Below are 17,322 nucleotides of genomic sequence, written 5' to 3'. Positions count from 1 at the left end.
TTTTTAGTTTTCCGCTTTATTTGCCTGAACCAAGTTCAGGCTTTTTTTTCCTTCATCTTCAACTCTTTCCAAGGTTTTCATTGCTTGGTGCTGAGTTAAAAACACCTCGCCTGACAAAGCTTCAATGAATTCCACTAGCTTGAGCTTATCTAACACAGGGCCTTTAATTTCAGACAAGTGCAAATAAATTCCCTGTTCGCTTAACAGGCTATTTAACTGAGCTAGCATTTGTACTCCACTAGCATCAATATGATTAATCCCCGATCCCATAAGCACAACATGACGTAACTGGCTGTGTAGGGTAGCTTCTTTAAGTATTTGTTGCTCTACCTCTTGGGCATTAGCAAACATTAGGCTTTCATCAATACGCAAAGACAAAATAGCGGGATGTACTTCCACTTCATAACGCTGCACATTACGGTAATGCTCAGTACCCGGCACTAAACCAACCACGGCCATGTGAGGTCGGCTATTTTTAGCTAACCAAGCAGCTAAAGAAACCAAAACACCTAACAGCAACCCTAGCTCTAACCCCAAAAAGAGCACACCTAAAAGAGTGACTAGCCAAGACCAGGCATCTTCTCTGCTATAGCGCCATAGGTAAGGTAGCTGTCGCCATTCAATTAAAGATAAAACAGCCACTATGATGACAGCAGACAACATGGCTTGCGGCAGGTAATACAGCCAGCCAGTAAAGAAAAGTAAGATAAGCCCCATAGCCAGCCCCGTAAGCAAACTTGCCATAGGGGTAACAGCACCAGCATCATTATTAAGCACAGTGCGGGAAAGCCCACCGGTAACGGGTAAGCTGGCACTTAATCCTGCTACTAAATTTGCTGCACCCAAGCCAAATAGCTCTCGATTACTATTCACCTGCTGGCGACGCTTGGCTGCAAAGGTTCTTGCTATGGCTACCGACTCTGCAAAGCCAATTAAACTAATCATCATCGCCATAGGTAAAAGCGCTAGCAGACTGGTGAGCTGGATGTTTTGCCAAGCTATCTTAGGAAGCTCTAAAGGTAGCCTACCTACAATTTTAACTCCCTGTTGATCTAAGCCTGTAAACATAACGCCTAGCGTGGCAAGCACCAATAATACTAGGGGTGCCATACGTGCCAATAAAGCAGCATTAGAACCACTTACCTGCCATTTTTTTAATAGGCCTGCTAGGTAATGACGTGACCAGTAAAGAAAACCTAAAAATACCAAACCCAAGCCTAGCGTTTTAAGGTGGAGCTGATTTAATCCCTTGTAGAGGCTAATTAGCTGACTAGGCAAATTAGCGCCTTCTACTGGAATACCAGTAACACCTTTTAACTGCCCCAATAAAATCATAATGGCAGCACCACTAACAAAGGCAGACATAACAGGATGACTTAAAAAATTAGCTAAAAAACCCATGCGCAGGAAGCTCATTAAAAGCAAACACGCGCCTGACATAAGCGCTAATAAAATAGCCAACAACAGGTATTTATCTGAGCCTGGTAAGGCCATAGGACTTAAAGCACTAAAGGTTAACAGGGAAGTGATGGCTACGGGGCCAACGGCTAGCACACCACTGGTGCCAAAAAAGGCATAAACTATGGCGGGTAAAATGCTGGCATACAAGCCTGTTTGTAAAGGCAGACCAGCCAACAAGGCATAAGCTAGGCTTTGTGGAATTAGTAGTAAACTAACAATTAGGGCGGCAGTAGCATCTTGACGAAACAGCCGAGTGTTATAAGCACCACTTCTCAGTAGCCCCCATAAGCCTTGACGCATGGCTGTACCCTGAAGCTCTGGGTTTTCGGGGGCAGTTGTAGCTATAGGTTTCATTCTATGTTTATAGGCCTGCTATTCAGCAATTAGGCGGTTAAAAAAATCAGGCATATCAAAACCCGCCTGTTGCATAGTTTTAACTAGTTCTGCACCTGTTTTTTTCTGCTTTTGACTTAGCGCCCATAAACAACCACAACGCGCCCCTGTTCTACAAAAGGCAACAACAGGTTTAGCTGCAGCCTCATAGAGCTTGCCGAACTCAACACCTTCTTCATCAGTAACCTGTCCTGAAATCACTGGCTGAAAAATCCAGCGCATACCCAAAGCTTCAGCCCTAGCCTGAAGTTCTGCCGTAGCAGGCTGACCGACTTCTTCTGCATCGGGGCGATTAAAAATGAGTGTTTTTATTCCTGCTGTTGCTAAGGCCTCTATTTGCTCACTCGTTAATTGTCCACAAGTAATTAAATCATCTAACTGGCGCTTATAGGGGAGATCAATCATTCAGGAAATACCTTACTTAAACAGGTTTAAAGGAAGCTTTAAATAGCTTACACCATTATCATCTGCTGGCGGAAATTGCCCCGCACGCATATTCACCTGTACCGAAGGCAAAATAAGGCGTGGCATTTCTAAAGAAGCATCGCGTTTAGTGCGCAAAGCCACAAAATCCGCTTCACTTCTGCCAGCACCCACATGCACATTTTCTTGTTGCTGCTCAGCTACAGTGGTTTCATTAAGGTAATTGTCCCGCCCTGGAGCCAAATAATCGTGACACATAAATAAGCGGGTTTCTGCTGGTAAAGAGAATATTTTTTGAATGGACTGATAAAGTGTTGCTGCATCACCACCGGGAAAATCACAACGTGCTGTGCCGTAATCTGGCATAAACAGTGTATCACCAACAAAAGCAGCATCCGCAATTAAATAGGTTATACAGGCTGGTGTATGGCCAGGTGTATGCATTACTTGAATTTGAAACTGACCGAGTTGAAATCTATCCCCGTCATTAAAAAGCTGATCGAACTGACTGCCATCTTTAGCAAAGCTTGAACCAGTGTTAAAAACCTCGGCAAAAACTTCCTGCACTTGAGTTATCTTGGCGCCTATGCCTATTTTTCCACCCAACTGAGCTTTTAAGTAGGGTGCTGCCGATAAGTGATCAGCATGAACATGGGTTTCTAAAATCCATTCTAATTGTAAATTTTGCTCTTTAATGGCAGCAATTATTAGGTCGGCACTTTTAGTTGCGGTGTTGCCTGAGGCTGGGTCAAAGTCTAAAACTGAATCAATAATTGCACAGCTTTTGCTTTGCGGATCGCTCACTAGGTAGCTGTATGTGAAGGTTTCTGCTTCAAAGAAAGCCTGTATTTGAGGCTTTAACATAAGAAAATCCTTATAAAAAAAGCCCTGTACTAGACAGGGCTTAGTCAAACTTAGGGTAGTTTACCCTTTTTTGTTGCGTAGAAAACAAATAGGGTGAAATACCAGCCAAGCATAAATGCCCAAGCCAATAGATGCACCTATTAAGTTCATCCAATCAACCCAAGTATTAACATAAGCAATACTCGATTGTGTCTGCATGGGCACTAGGAATAAAGCTAAAATAAACACTAAAGGGGGTAGGTACTTAGAACCCATGCCACCTTTGCTACCAAAGCTATAGCCTTTCATGCGTGCAATAACTTGTGGCACAAGCAATACAATTAGCATTAAAGCAATAAGCCACAACCAAGGCAAAGCGGAATACCAAACAACGGTTAATGTTCCGAAAAATGTCATAAAATATCTCCTTAAATTTTGCCTTCAAGCATGGCATAGTAAGCGGGACGTAACATACGCTCTTTCATTACCCATACTGTCCAAGACTCTTGCTTTGGATCAATAAAGGAGAAAGAAGGCAGCAATTTACTGTCCCAACCAAACTCAACCAACATGGCTTTACCAATACCGGTAATTAAGGGGCAGGAGGTATAACCATTGTGTTTTGCCGTTAATGGTTTGCCTTGTAAGCTAGCTAAAAAGTTTTCTTCTAAAACCTTGGCATGCATTTTAACACTAGCTGCTGTTTTATTGCTTGGCATACCCATCACATCACCTATACCCCAAACATTCGGGTAATCAGGGTTTTGCAAGGTTTCGCGGTCTACTTTCATCCAACCGGTAAAGCTTTCACCTGGCTGAAATGCTAGTGGGCTATTTTCTAGCGCTGCACCCGCTGTCATAGGTGGTACTACGTGCAGGAAGTCGTAATCTTTTACTTGATCTTCACCACCTTTAACACTGTAAGTCGCTTTTTTGGCATCGGCATCGACAGCTTTAAGCGTCCAGAAATCATTGCGTGTAACGCCTTGATCTGAGAAGCGCTGTTTTACAAAGTCATTGTAGAAGGGAACACCAAACAGCTTGCCAGAAGGCGTCATAAACTCAACATTGAAGTCATCACGACGACCTGTGTCTTCCAAGCGGTGCAGGGTGGTAAACGTCATTTTTAAAGGTGCGCCAGCACACTTTAAAGCGGTAGGTGGCAAGTTAAACAGCCCTGTACCACTGCCTTTGCTTATCCAGCGTTTAATTTCAGTATTGGTTGCTGCTGCTGCATCTAAGCTAGCATAAACACTGCCTATACCCTTGCCTTGCCCAATTAAACCAACATCCATGCCTTCAATTAAGTCGTAGCGCAGCTGTAAACCTGAAGCAACGATGAGTTGGTCATAAGCAACGGTTTGCCCTGTTTCAAGAACAACCTGGTTATTTTCTGGGTCATATTCAGCAACCTTGCCTTTAACCCAGTTAACGCTTTTAGGTAGCCAATCTGAAACTTGAGTTTCAGTTTTTGCTTGATTCCAAACACCAGAGGCAACCAGTGTCCAACCTGGCTGATAGTAGTGTTTTTCACGGGTATCAATAATGGTAATTTTGGCGCCCTGTAGACTGTTGGTTAGGCGGTTAGCCATAGAGATACCACCAGCACCAGCGCCCACAATAACAACATGCGCTTTAGTATTAACTGCTTTAACACTGCCTGCTGTCAGTGCTAAGGGACCAACTACCCCAGCACCCACACCGAACTTTAATAGATCGCGTCGGCTAACGCTTTCAAAGGGAAGGAAATTTTTGGGCATGAAATGTGCTCCTGCTTTTTTTAAATTTTATATTATTCAGCTGCACTTAATTTAGCTTTAACTTAAGCGCCTCGTCCCTACAACTTTGGTATACAACTACACACTTTACTAGATCATCAATAAAAATTAAATTTTAATTAACCGATCAATAACTCTTTGCGCGGCAACAAAGCCAAAAGTACCTGTTACAAAACTAGCAGAACCAAAGCCACTAGCACAATCTAACTTAAGCGCTTCACCAGCAGCTGGTTTGCGACAAGCAACACTGCCATCAGCTTGTGGATAAACCAACTGCTCAGTTGAATAAACACACTCGACATTAAAACGTTTTTTAGTATCTCTACTAAAACCATAATCTCGACGTAAGAGATTACGCACCTTTGCTAACAAGGGGTCTTGAGTTGTTCTTACTAAATCATCGGTTTGTACTAAACGTGGATCAACCTGCCCACCTGCACCACCCACTACAACTAACCTAACCTTGTTTCTGCGACACCAATTTATGATGCCTGCTTTTACAGGAACAGTATCCGTAGCATCAACCACAGCATCAAAGCCTTGGCTTAACTCTTGAGCGAGGTTGTTCAGTGTAATAAATTGACTTAGGGGATTAACTTTTACTTCAGGATTAATTTGCAACAAGCGCTCTGCCATTACCTCTACTTTAGCTTGACCCACAGTGTTATCTAAAGCATGAAGCTGACGATTAATATTGCTGGTGCAAACATCATCTAAGTCATAAAGGGTTATTTCACCCACGCCTGTTCTTACTAAAGCTTCTGCTGTCCAGCTACCTACGCCACCGATACCTATAACAGCGACTTTAGCAGCAGCTAACTTAATTAAGGCTTCTTGCCCATACAAGCGTGCTATACCACCAAAACGAAAGAGGTAAGTGTCAGATAAGTGTTGACCGACCAAATTTCTCTACCTTTAAAATAGATGAGCCAATAATTTATGTAATTAGTATATACCCTAGCGGTTGCTAATAGAGTAAAAGCTGGTAAATTAAGTAACAGTTAATAAAGGAACCACTTTAGACGTGAAACTCAGCCGCAATCTGAACTCTTGGTTGTTACTACTTGCCTTGGCCGTAATGGTCAATCGCGTGTTAACACCTTTTTCAGTGCCGCCACTGGTCGTTCATGCTGATGGTTATATCGAAGTCTGCTCTTGGCAGGGTGTTACTGAGCGTCTTCTACTCAATGCTGCTGGCGAACAGGTTGAATCGCTACAACCCGCCTCTCACTGCCCTCAATGCGTTGCCTCGGCTGCTCTTACCTTAGCAGTGCTAACGTTTAATAATCCGAATCCTCTTCCAGCCAGATTCAATTCTTTACCCTTTAACGCAACAGCCAAACAAGCTGTTTTTGTCAGTCGTCCACCACCTTCTCGTGCACCACCTTTAGCCTGAGTCAGGCCTTAGTTACTAATAGCTAAAATTAGTTGTATGCGCTCACATCCAGCTAACTGCTGAGCTGTTATTAACCAGTCCTTTTTGACTCGGGTTTGCTGTTTATAATGAAGCGGGAGTTCCCATTGCTCATGTCAGCCGCAACTAATTAAATAGCAAACCCTAAAACTGAATTGTAAAGCCTCTTTTTTTATTCAGATTTTAGGAAAAAATCATGAACACCCCTCTAATTTCAGCCCGCCCTAGGGTGCTGGCCGTTGCTGCTGTTTTGTCTTGCAGCAGTGTTTTTTATTCTTTCAAAGCCAACGCCAATGAGTTACCGGCCCTTGTTATTACTGGCCAATCTACCTCAAGCCTTACCAAAGAACTTAACCCAGCCAAGGCTAAAGGTGTTACAGCTGATACTGGTGAATGGCTAGCCAAGCAAAATGGTATTTCAACTAACCGTATGGGTGGCTTGGGCCTAGACCCAGTTATTCGTGGTCTTGGCCAAAACCGGCTCAACATTCTCTTAGATGGCGCTTATGTGTTTGGCGGCTGCCCTAATCGCATGGACCCACCCACCGCCTACGCTGCTCTTAGCTCTTATGATTTAGTTACTCTTAGCAAAGGTGTTACCACCTTGCGTCACGGTGCAGGTGGCAGCGGTGGAACGGTTGTTTTTGAGCGCCAACAGCCTAGTTTTACTGCCGATGATTCAACCATTAGCGGGCAACTAGGCAGTAGCTATGCCACCAATGGTGAAGCAGTTAAAGGCTGGGGACGTGTTTTAGCCGGTGGAGAAAAAGGCTATATCCGAGCTTTTGGAGAGTACAGTCAAGCCGAAAACTACAAAGATGGTGCCGGTCGTAAAATTTGGAGCGGCTATGAAACCAGCCAGGGCGGTGCTTCTCTGGGTTGGACACCCAACCTAGATAGCTGGCTAGAAGTAAGCTATGAGGAAACCCGTGAACGGGACATTAAGTTTGCTGGTGCAGGCATGGATTCACCTACCAGTGATAATAAAACTTACGGAATACGTGGACGTTATGATATTTCGCCCCTTCTAACCCTAAGTGGCAACCTCAACTACAGCCAAGTAGAGCACCTAATGGATAACTTTTCCTTACGCCCTAAAGCCAAGATGCAAATGGCTGTGCCTACTACTTCTGACACTTTAACTGGGCGTTTAATGGCTGAGCATCAGCTTGGCTCAAATCAATTTACTGGTGGAATTAATCTACTAGAAAACCAGCGCTCTGCCACACAAATAAGCTCACCCAAGACTAGTCCTAAGTATCTTGCTTTTATGTGGCCTGACGTCACTCAAAGGCAGGTAGGTGCTTTTGCAGAAGTAGAACACCTGTTAGGCGCTAATCGCCGTATTTCTACAGGTATTCGTGCTGACTACTTTAAATCACAGGCTGACTTAGCTAAGAGCAAGCCTGCTAATGGCATGATGCCAGCCGATATTTATAAAAGTACCTACGGAATTACTGGTGATCTAGCCAGAGATAAGTGGCTAACCGGCGCATTTATGCGCTTTGAGCAAGACCTGGGGCAGTGGCAGCGTGCCTTTGTAAGCCTAAGCCGCAGCCAACGCATGGGTGACGCTACCGAAATGTACATGGCACGAGGCACTTGGGTCGGCAACCCTGATTTAAAGCCTGAAACCAGTCATCAAATTGACCTAGGCTTAGTTGGTAAAAGTAAAAGCTTCGACTACTCAGCCGTAGTTTTCAGCAACCAGATTACTGACTATATCTACCGTGCTACTAATGCAGGAAAATCGACCTACCATAATATAAAAGCGGCGCTTTATGGTTTAGAGCTAGAAAGCACCCTTCGTTATGCATCCAATTGGGAAACGCGTGGACAACTAAGTTTGTTGCGTGGTGATAATCGCACCGATGGCGGCACTTTGGCACAAATAGCGCCCTATACTGGGCAAGTTTCACAGCATTGGATTACTGAACAATGGGAAGCAGCAGCTACCTTTCGTTTTGCTGACCAAGCTAATCGCTTAAATGCTGATGCAAATGAAAAAACAACCAATGGTTATGGTGTAGTTGATTTAACCCTAGGCTGGAAACCTACAAAGCAGCTAGAAGTTTCTACAGGCATCATTAACCTACTAGATAAAAACTATGCAAACTTCTTAAACCGTAATGCAGCAGGTTCAGACCCACTTAACTTAGGATCAAGTGCTTGGAAAGACACCCTAACCGAGCCAGGACGTAGTTTCTGGGTTAGTGGTAACTACCGCTTCTGAAGCTAACTTAATTGCAATCTACCTACTTAAACACTGCCATAGACTGGCAGTGTTTACATTTCTACTCTGACAAATCACTTAAATTTTAGGCATACTAATTAAATAATCTTATCTGTTATGAGGTAGCTATGTTGCGTTCAGTCTCTTTACTACTACTGACTTGCTTACTAGCCAGTTCAGCTTTTGCTGACTTACCTAAGGTAGAAGGTAAAATTTTATTAACAGTAACTGGCAAGATACGCCACACCAACCAGCAAGACTCTGCTGTATTTGACCTACAACTACTTGAGTCGCTAGACCAGCTTGAAGTTGTCACTCACAACCCTTGGTTTGCAGGCAGCAATAGCTACACTGGCCCACTTGGCCGTGCACTTGTGGCTGCTGTTGGCGCAAACCCCCAAAGCAGTATGCGAGTTACCTCACTTAACGGATTTATAGCTGAAATTCCTGTCAGAGATTTTTTAGATTACGATGTTATTCTTGCGCTTAAAAAAAATGGTAAGTACCAACGCATCCGTGACCGTGGACCTCTTTTCACTATTTACCCTTTTGATAAATACCCACAATTAAAAACAGAAATGCACTACAACCGCTCTGTTTGGCAGGTAAAATCCATTGAATTTTTTTAGAAGCTTATAAGATGGATAAAGACAAGTTACTACGCCACGCCAGAGTTGGGTTTTTGCCTGTGTTAGCCATACTTTTTTTATTAACTGCGCTAACGCTGCTAGTTATTCTGCAAAGCAGAGAGCAAGAAATTCAAACTGCCGAACGGGATGATGTTCTCTGGGCTGCTTACCAGTTAGACCGTGAAAACCTTAAGCTGAACAGCCTGCTTAATCGCTTCCAATACAAACAAAATTCCAAAGTATGGGAGGAAGCTAGGTTACGTTTTGAAATTCTTTACAGCCGAGTTACCGTTCTGCGTCATGGGCAATACAACAACCTAATAGAAATCAAAGAAAGAACACGCAATCTTAGCTTGCAGTCTTTTCGAATCATCGACTTAATGGATGAACATTTTTTTAGTCCTAATTCCTCCTCGCCAGAAAACCTAACTAAGTTATTGCAGCTTTCTCAGCAACTGCATCGTATTACCGAAGAACTGGTTACCACTTTAAAGAGTGTTAGTAGCCAAATTAATACGGCAAAGCGACAAGAGCTGCGCCAGCTTTACCATTATTTGCTCGCCATGATTATCCTACTCATACTAACTATGAGCTTAATTATTTACCTGCTAATTAAAAAAATGGCTGAAGCACGTCAGGCGCAATATCAAGCTCAGCTTATGGCAACCGAACTAGAAACAGCCGTTCAAAAAGCAGAAGCAGCCAGCCAAGCCAAATCAGACTTTTTAGCAACCATGAGTCATGAAATACGTACACCTATGAATGGTGTGCTAGGCATGAGCGAGCTTTTATTTGAAACACCCCTAAATTGCGAACAAAAAAAATATAACCGCGCAATCAAAAATAGTGCTAACGCTTTAATGCGACTGCTTAATGAGCTAATGGACATTTCTAAGTTAGAAGCAGGACGACTGGTGCTTGATTACCGCGAAACCCCGCTTGCCCCGCTACTTAAAGAAAGCATTAATTTTTTTGCTGCAGGACTTAACCAAAAACCAATAACCCTTAGCTTAGAACTTGCACCCGAAACCGATGCTTTTTACAAAACAGACCCAGGCCGCTTACGCCAAGTATTACTCAACCTTTTAGGCAATGCGCTAAAATTTACCGAACAAGGAAAAGTCACATTAAAAACTAAGCAAACGCCAGAAGGACTTTACTTTGAAGTAAAAGATACAGGGGTAGGGATAGATGAAGCAGTACAGCAAAAGATGTTTGAACTTTTTACTCAAGCCGATGCGAGCATTTCAAGACGCTTTGGCGGCACAGGCTTAGGTTTAGCCATTTCCAAGCAAATTATTGAGCAAATGGGTGGCAGTATCCAAGTGCGCAGTCGCCCAAATAAAGGCAGTTGTTTCTACTTTACCCTCCCCTTACAACCCATCTACCCCTAAGACGAAAGTCTTAAACTTCTTATATTGTTTACTTTTGCCTTACTGTTACCATCAAAGATCAACAAAAAATATAATCAGAGGTGACGCGACATGAGTAATTCAACAAACAACCAGCGCATCGAAGAAAACTTCCGCACCTTTAACGATAAATATGTGGAACTCTTTGCAGACATAAAGAAAGGGCTAGAAAGCATGGGTAGCCTTTATGCTGACCATACAAACGCTTTAAATGGAATTATTGCTGCACTTACAGCTGAAGATTACAGCAAAGCTCGCCAACGCTTACTTGAAGCCGACCTAAGCTCTCTAGTAGAAGAGTCTTTTGAAGACAACCTGAAACTTCATTCAGACCTTAACTCATTAAAAGCGCGTATGGCTAATCTAAACCTTCTAGAAGCCGACGCACCCCACTAAATTTACCTAGCAAACCTCTATTTAGCCTAGCAATAAAAGCGCTGGGCTAAATAACCCACCTCTTAAACTCACTAGGCTGCCCAAAGCAAACCAGCCACTATACCCAAAGGGTAAAGATGGCAAAGTGCTACATTCATCCCCAAAGCAGGTATTAAGTGCGGAATATTGTTTGCTTGCTTTACAACTTTGTTCATTAAGGGAATAGCCAAGAACAATGAAAGCAAACCAAGTAAGGCTTGCAAAGGTAGCCAGCCAAAAAAATAAGCAGCGATTAGCAAGCAATAACTAAGCACTAAAAAAGCTACAAAAATCCACGCGCTAGCAAGCCTGCCTATTAGAATAGGATAATGACGGCGCCCCACTTTCTTATCTGCCTCTACATCAGGAAACTGGTTTAAAAGCAGAAGGTTACTCACTAAAAGTGTAACTATACTAGCCAAAACCCAAGCAGCAGGCGTTAAATTACCCGTAAATACCCAGCTAGCACCTAGCGTCATTAATAAACCAAAACCCACACCCGGCGCTAACAAGCAAAAAAGCGGTAAACGGTTAATGTATTGGGTATAGGCATAAATAATTAGTACGCCAGGCACACCTATCCAAAGCAGCTGCCAACCCTGTTGAGAGACAAACCATAAACCTAATACCAAAACAACCAACAAGCTGGTTAAGGCAATAGCTAAGGCGTAACCAGCTCGCTCAGGGTTATGAATTAAAGTGCCACTGCCACCACTAAAAGGTGTTTTTTCAGTTAAGAAATCTAGGCCTGATTTAAAATCAAAGTATTCATTAAAGGCGTTAACACTAATATGTGCAGCCAAGGCCAAAATAACCACTAACACAACACTTATTAAGGACAATTGCTCTAGCTCATACCAACTTAATACCGCAGCCAAAGCAACACAAACCAGTGTTAAAGTCAGGAAGTTAACCCTTGCCACACCAAAAAAAACTTTCAGCACGCAACTGCTCCCAAAAAAATCAGAAGTCTAACATACTAGTCTTAAGCCAGTTATAGGTTAGAATGCCAAAAGCATGAACCAAGATGAATAAATTTCAAGAGACTAGGCAATGATTGAACTGCGCCACCTAAAAACACTGGTTGCTTTACGTGCCACGGGTAGCTTGGTCGATGCAGCAGATAGACTTCACCTAACTCAGTCTGCGCTGTCTCACCAGTTAAAAGCCTTAGAACACCTGTTAGACACCGAGCTTTTTATTCGTAAAAGCAAACCCCTACAGTTTACTCCCAGTGGTCAGCGATTATTAAAATTAGCCGATGATGTGTTACCTCGGTTTGAAGCCGCACAAAGAGACTTACAACGCCTAGCCAAAGGCCAGGCTGGTCGACTCCACCTAGCCATTGAATGCCATAGTTGTTATCAGTGGTTAATGCCAACGCTGGATGCCTTCCGCAAAAACTGGCCAGAGGTAGAAATTGATGTTCCTGGAGGTCATCACTTTGCCCCCCTACCAGCCTTAAAGCGCCAAGAATTAGACTTAGTTATTACTGCCGACCCAAGGCCCATCGAAGGAATCGTCTATTCGCCCTTATTTCGTTATGAAAGTCTTTTAGCCATTCCTAAAGACCATGCCTTTATTGAAAAAGAATTTATAGAACCCACCGACCTACTAACAGAAACTCTAATTACCTACCCTGTTGAACGTAATTTATTGGATATTTTCACCCATTTTTTAGACCCAGCAGCAGTTGAGCCTGCTGGAATAAGAACGGCTGAATTAACCATTCTTATGATGCAGCTAGTGGCTAGCCACCGTGGAGTTTGTGCTCTACCTAACTGGGCAATGACAGAATATTTAGAAAGAGAATACGTTGCAGCACGAAGATTAGGCAAAGATGGCACCTGGGGAACCCTTTATGCTGCCTATAGAGAAAGCCAGCAAAGTATGGCGTTTATTACCGATTTTATTGAAACCGCTCGCAAAACTTCTGCCCAAGTATTAACAGGAATAAGACCTGCTGAACCCAGTCAGTCATCATTATAAATCGTATTACTGAACATTTAATCGTAATATAAGATGAAACTTATTTACACCTAACAGGAAAATAAATTCTATGCCTGCTAAAAAAGCTTTGTCGTCTCTACTAGCCTTAGCATTATTTGTATTATTGATTATTTGGTTAGCTAGTGGCGATTTTTTAGCCAGCGAAACCACTGCTCCTGAACAAAGCATTCAAAATAAAACAAACGAATTAATGCGTGTTGAAACCCAATGGGTAGAAGCCAAACTTTTTAATCCAGTGGAAACCCTCCAAGGCCAACTGCAACCTTGGCAACAGGTTAATCTACTAGCAGAAACCAGCGGTAGAGTGACTCAACTTTTTGCTAAAGAAGGGCAACAGGTTAAACAAGGCAGCAAACTGCTACAACTAGCTGAAGATAACCGCCCTGCACAATTGGCTAGACTAAGAGCAGAAAGAGCAAATCGTGCAGCCGACCTTAAAGCAGCAGAACGCCTACAAGCCACTAATCTAGTTTCTGAAAATGAGCTACTGCGCCTTAAAAGTAGCTTGTTGCAAATAGAAGCCGATTTAAAAGCAGCAGAGTTAGACTTAGCCAATACTCGCCCCCAAGCCCCCTTCGATGGCCTGCTAGAAAAACGGCATGTTGAGCTAGGTGAATTTGTACAAGCAGGCAAACCTTTATTTACCCTACTTAACATCAACCAGTTAAAAGCCATAGCGCAAATACCCCAGCAAAAAGTTGCCAGCATTCAAGAAGATCAGCCAGTTACTTTAGAGCTGCTTGATGGCCGTGAATTGACAGGAAAAATTACTTTAATAGCTAGTTTAGCCAATGCCTCTACTCGTACCTATCAACTAGAAGCGCTAGTTGACAACCCTAAACAACTGCGTTTAGCCGGTGCCAGTGTAACCTTGGCAATTCAACGTGCTAGCCTTCCTGCACATTACCTTTCTCTGGCTAGATTAAGCCTAGATAAACAAGGCCGTTTGGGTGTTAAGCATGTAAATGATCAGCAGCAGGTAGTTTTTACACCCGTAGAGCTACTCAGTAGTGATACTAACGGCGCTTGGTTGGGCGGTCTTCCTGAAAAAATTCAGCTTATTACTCTAGGTGGAGGGTTTGTAGAGCCGGGTGATAAAGTGCTTCCTGTGTTACAGGAGAGCCGTTAATGCTGGCTATTATTCGTGTTGCTATCCAGCGTAGCCGAGCCACCCTTTTAGCTTTAACCTTGTTACTTTTTGGTGGTTGGGCTGCCTATACAGCCATTCCAAAAGAAGCTTTTCCTGATATCACCATTCCTATCATGTACGTTTCCATGCGCTTAGAAGGCATTAGCCCTGAAGATGCTGAACGACTTCTAGTACGCCCTATGGAACAAGAGTTACGCTCATTAGAAGGCATTAAAAAAATATCAGGGATAGCCGCAGAAGGTCATGCCTCTGTTCTGCTAGAGTTTGATGCAGGTTTCGATTCAAAGCGTGCTCTGCAAGATGTGCGTGAACAGGTTGATACCGCACGAACCAAATTACCGTCTGAAGCTGATGACCCTCAAGTGCATGAAATAAACACTGCACTCTTCCCTATTATGTCGATTGGGCTTTCCGGCCCAGTGGGTGAAGCCGCGCTAGTAGCAACAGCACGTCGCTTACAGCTTGAACTTGAAGCCTTACCTCAGGTACTTGAAGTTGATATAGGAGGTGACAAAGAAGACTTATTAGAAATTTTAATTGATCCACAAGTTATGGAAAGTTATGGGCTAGATGCAGGCCAACTTTTTAACTTAGTTTCTCGTAACAACCGCCTAGTTGCAGCGGGGAGTTTAGACACTGGCTCGGGTCGAATGGCAATGAAAGTGCCTGGGGTTATAGAAAACCTAGAAGACCTGATGAAAATGCCCATTAAAGTTAATGACTCTACCGTGGTTACCTTTGGTGATTTAGCCACCATTCACCGAACCTTTAAAGATCCCATGGGTTTTGCACGAATTAATGGCCAGCCCGCGATGGTATTAGAAATTACTAAGCGTAGTGGCGCGAATATTATTGAAACAGTAGCAGAGGTTAAGTCTTTATTGACCCTAGCCGAACCTCTACTACCTAAAGACCTTAGTGTCGACTACATCATGGATCAGTCCATTGATGTAGAAAACACCCTAGATGACCTGCTTAATAATGTGGCAACTGCGGTATTGCTGGTGATGCTAATTGTTATTGCTGCCATGGGTTTTCGCTCTTCTGTTTTAGTGGGTGTTACCATCCCCGGTGCTTTTTTAGTCGGTATTTTATTAATTTGGTCATTAGGCTACACCATGAATACCATGGTGCTTTTTTCGTTAATTCTAGTGGCGGGTATGCTAGTCGATGGCTCGTTAGTGGTTGCAGAGCTTGCTAATCGTTACCTTGAAGAAGGCTTATCACCCCCTCAAGCTTGGCAACAAGCGGCTAGCCGTATGGCTTGGCCAATTACCGCTTCAACTGCTACCACTGTTTCCGTTTTTATGCCGTTGCTATTTTGGCCGGGCATGGTAGGTGAGTTTATGAAATTCTTACCTATCACTGTCATTCTTTGCCTTTTAGCTTCCTTGGCTATGGCACTCATATTTTTACCCTCTTTAGGCAGTATTTCAGGGGGTGGAAAAAACATACAGCTAACTCAAGAGCAAATTAAAGCGCTGGGTGAAGCAGCAGATTACCGTGTTGGCTCAACACCGCCTTCTCGATTAGGCGTGATGTATCGCAACCTACTTAGCAAACTTTTACATTACCCAGGTTATACCCTGCTAGCCATGCTAGGTTTAATAGTGATTATTTATCTTGCCTATGCTCGCTTTAACCATGGTGTTGATTTCTTTCCTTCCATTGAACCAGATTCAGCCCAAGTACAAATTCGTGCTAGGGGCGATCTTTCGGTTTATGAAAGTGATGCGCTTGTTAAGCGTGTGGAAGAACGTTTAATGGGCATGTCAGAAGTGAAAGCTTTTTATGCACGTTCTTTTGCCAACCAAGCCGGTCGTGGTTTTGGTGGCAACACACCAGAAGACACCATTGGTGCGATTCAATTCCAGTTTAATGACTGGGATGAACGCCGTCGCGCACGCGCTATTATTGATGAAATGCGTGAAAGAACAGCGGATATTCCAGGTATATTTTTAGAATTTCGTGAACAGCAGCAAGGCCCAGGGGGTGGCAAGCCCTTCGAGCTAGAAGTCAGTTCATCCGATACACTTAAAGCAGCCGCAGCCATAGAGCAAATTATTGCAAAAATGCAACAACTCGGTGGTTTTACGGATTTTCAAGATGACCGTAGCTTGCCCGGTATAGAATGGCGCTTTATTGTTGATAGAGAAGCCGCCGCCCGTTTTGGTGCCGATGTGGCCGCTGTAGGTAGTGCAGTACAACTAGTCACTAATGGTTTAATGCTGGCTACCTACCGACCCGAAGATGCCAATGATGAAGTCGATATTCGTGTACGCCTACCCTTGGCCTCTCGGTCGTTAGACCAACTAAATCGTATGACAATACGAACAACCAGTGGCCAAGTTCCACTGAGCAACTTTGTACGTCTAGAACCAGCACCTAAAACTAGCACCTTGAAGCGTTTAAATGGTCAGCGCACCCTAACCCTTAAAGCAGATTTAGAGCCTGGCTACCAACTAGATGAACGGCTTACCGTTTTAAAACCCTTGCTTAACCAGTTACCTGAAGGGGTAAGCGTAAAAATAGCGGGTGAAAATGCCGATATGCAAGAAGCCATGGTTTTTTTAATTGGTGCTTTTTTAGTCGCTATCTTTTTAATGCTCATTATTTTAGTAATGCAGTTTAATAGCCTCTACCAAACCCTGTTAGTGCTGTCTGCTATTGTTTTCTCAACTGCAGGTGTACTACTCGGGTTAATGCTGGCAGGTAAGGCTTTTGGCATAGTCATGGTGGGTATGGCTATTATTGCTTTGGCTGGAATAGTGGTAAATAACAACATTGTTTTAATTGATACCTACAACCGTATTCGCCAACAAGGCTTAGGTGCTATAGAGGCTGCATTAGAAACCGGAAGCCTGCGTTTGCGACCCGTCCTGTTAACAGCAGTAACAACTATTTTAGGTTTGCTACCCATGGTGGTGGGGGTGAATGTTAATTTGCTAGAACCTAGCTTAGGCTGGCAAGCGCCTTCAACACAATGGTGGGGACAGTTATCTAGTGCTATTGCGGGTGGTTTAGCTTTTGCTACCCTGCTAACGCTTATTTTAACGCCTTGTATGCTAGTGCTGGGTGAGAAAATATCTATTACTTCTCGTCAATTAAATAAAGCCCAAGCCAAAAACACTAGGCTTTAAAAAAACCGAAGCAAAAAAAATC

The 17,322-nt window shown here is 43.4% G+C and carries 15 protein-coding genes; 8 read left to right on the top strand and 7 right to left on the bottom strand.

From position 1 onward, the window contains the following. Window positions 1–3: 3 nt before the first annotated feature. From H571_RS14890 to tcdA, 6 genes are all read right to left on the bottom strand, one after another. A complete protein-coding gene (locus tag H571_RS14890) occupies window positions 4–1,815 on the bottom strand; it encodes a SulP family inorganic anion transporter (protein WP_051168279.1) in 1,812 nt (603 codons plus the stop codon). Window positions 1,816–1,833: 18 nt separating this feature from the next. After that, window positions 1,834–2,259 (bottom strand): protein tyrosine phosphatase family protein, encoded by a 426-nt coding sequence (locus tag H571_RS0110070; RefSeq protein ID WP_027849195.1) that lies wholly within the window; start codon window positions 2,257–2,259, stop codon window positions 1,834–1,836. 12 nt (window positions 2,260–2,271) lie between these two features. Further along, the gene (locus tag H571_RS0110065; RefSeq protein WP_027849194.1) at window positions 2,272–3,141 is read right to left on the bottom strand and encodes an MBL fold metallo-hydrolase; all 870 of its coding nucleotides are present in this window, start codon (window positions 3,139–3,141) and stop codon (window positions 2,272–2,274) included. A 60-nt stretch (window positions 3,142–3,201) separates the two neighbouring features. Then, on the bottom strand, window positions 3,202–3,537 hold the full coding sequence (locus H571_RS0110060; protein ID WP_027849193.1) for a hypothetical protein: 336 nt from the start codon (window positions 3,535–3,537) through the stop codon (window positions 3,202–3,204). 11 nt (window positions 3,538–3,548) lie between these two features. Next, entirely contained in the window at window positions 3,549–4,880 is a 1,332-nt protein-coding gene (locus tag H571_RS0110055; RefSeq protein ID WP_027849192.1) for an NAD(P)/FAD-dependent oxidoreductase, read from the bottom strand. A 126-nt stretch (window positions 4,881–5,006) separates the two neighbouring features. Continuing rightward, on the bottom strand, window positions 5,007–5,801 hold the full coding sequence (gene tcdA / locus H571_RS0110050) for a tRNA cyclic N6-threonylcarbamoyladenosine(37) synthase TcdA (RefSeq protein WP_027849191.1): 795 nt from the start codon (window positions 5,799–5,801) through the stop codon (window positions 5,007–5,009). A 121-nt stretch (window positions 5,802–5,922) separates the two neighbouring features. Between tcdA and H571_RS0110045 the strand changes: the two genes are divergently transcribed. The 5 genes from H571_RS0110045 to H571_RS0110025 all read left to right on the top strand — a co-directional run bounded on the left by H571_RS0110045 (window position 5,923) and on the right by H571_RS0110025 (window position 10,982). Next, window positions 5,923–6,294 carry a hypothetical protein gene (locus H571_RS0110045; protein ID WP_027849190.1) on the top strand — a complete coding sequence of 124 codons (372 nt, stop codon included), beginning with the start codon at window positions 5,923–5,925 and terminating at the stop codon, window positions 6,292–6,294. Between the two features lie 214 nt (window positions 6,295–6,508). Beyond that, entirely contained in the window at window positions 6,509–8,545 is a 2,037-nt protein-coding gene (locus H571_RS0110040) for a TonB-dependent receptor domain-containing protein (protein ID WP_027849189.1), read from the top strand. 128 nt (window positions 8,546–8,673) lie between these two features. Beyond that, entirely contained in the window at window positions 8,674–9,174 is a 501-nt protein-coding gene (locus tag H571_RS0110035) for a putative pterin-binding protein (protein ID WP_036218095.1), read from the top strand. A gap of 11 nt (window positions 9,175–9,185) precedes the next feature. Next, window positions 9,186–10,568: a sensor histidine kinase gene (locus H571_RS0110030; RefSeq protein WP_027849187.1), complete on the top strand. Its 1,383-nt coding sequence runs from the start codon at window positions 9,186–9,188 to the stop codon at window positions 10,566–10,568. A gap of 90 nt (window positions 10,569–10,658) precedes the next feature. Continuing rightward, entirely contained in the window at window positions 10,659–10,982 is a 324-nt protein-coding gene (locus H571_RS0110025) for a hypothetical protein (protein ID WP_027849186.1), read from the top strand. A 71-nt stretch (window positions 10,983–11,053) separates the two neighbouring features. Here the strand turns inward: H571_RS0110025 and H571_RS0110020 are convergent, their stop codons facing one another. Then, window positions 11,054–11,944 carry a prenyltransferase gene (locus H571_RS0110020; protein ID WP_036218093.1) on the bottom strand — a complete coding sequence of 297 codons (891 nt, stop codon included), beginning with the start codon at window positions 11,942–11,944 and terminating at the stop codon, window positions 11,054–11,056. A 109-nt stretch (window positions 11,945–12,053) separates the two neighbouring features. On the opposite strand from H571_RS0110020, the gene H571_RS0110015 reads away from it, so the two are divergent. The 3 genes from H571_RS0110015 (at window position 12,054) to H571_RS0110005 (ending at window position 17,300) form a co-directional block, all read left to right on the top strand. Beyond that, the gene (locus H571_RS0110015; RefSeq protein WP_027849184.1) at window positions 12,054–12,989 is read left to right on the top strand and encodes a LysR family transcriptional regulator; all 936 of its coding nucleotides are present in this window, start codon (window positions 12,054–12,056) and stop codon (window positions 12,987–12,989) included. 70 nt (window positions 12,990–13,059) lie between these two features. Next, window positions 13,060–14,139, top strand: coding sequence for an efflux RND transporter periplasmic adaptor subunit (locus H571_RS0110010; RefSeq protein ID WP_027849183.1), 1,080 nt, complete (start codon window positions 13,060–13,062; stop codon window positions 14,137–14,139). Continuing rightward, window positions 14,139–17,300: an efflux RND transporter permease subunit gene (locus H571_RS0110005; RefSeq protein WP_027849182.1), complete on the top strand. Its 3,162-nt coding sequence runs from the start codon at window positions 14,139–14,141 to the stop codon at window positions 17,298–17,300. The genes H571_RS0110010 and H571_RS0110005 overlap by 1 nt, the downstream gene beginning before the upstream one ends. Window positions 17,301–17,322 lie beyond the last annotated feature (22 nt).

This window comes from Marinospirillum minutulum DSM 6287, from assembly GCF_000422325.1.
In the GTDB taxonomy this organism is placed as follows: domain Bacteria; phylum Pseudomonadota; class Gammaproteobacteria; order Pseudomonadales; family Halomonadaceae; genus Marinospirillum; species Marinospirillum minutulum.
Note: the sequence above shows the minus strand (reverse complement) of the source record. Positions and strands in the feature narration are given on the sequence as shown.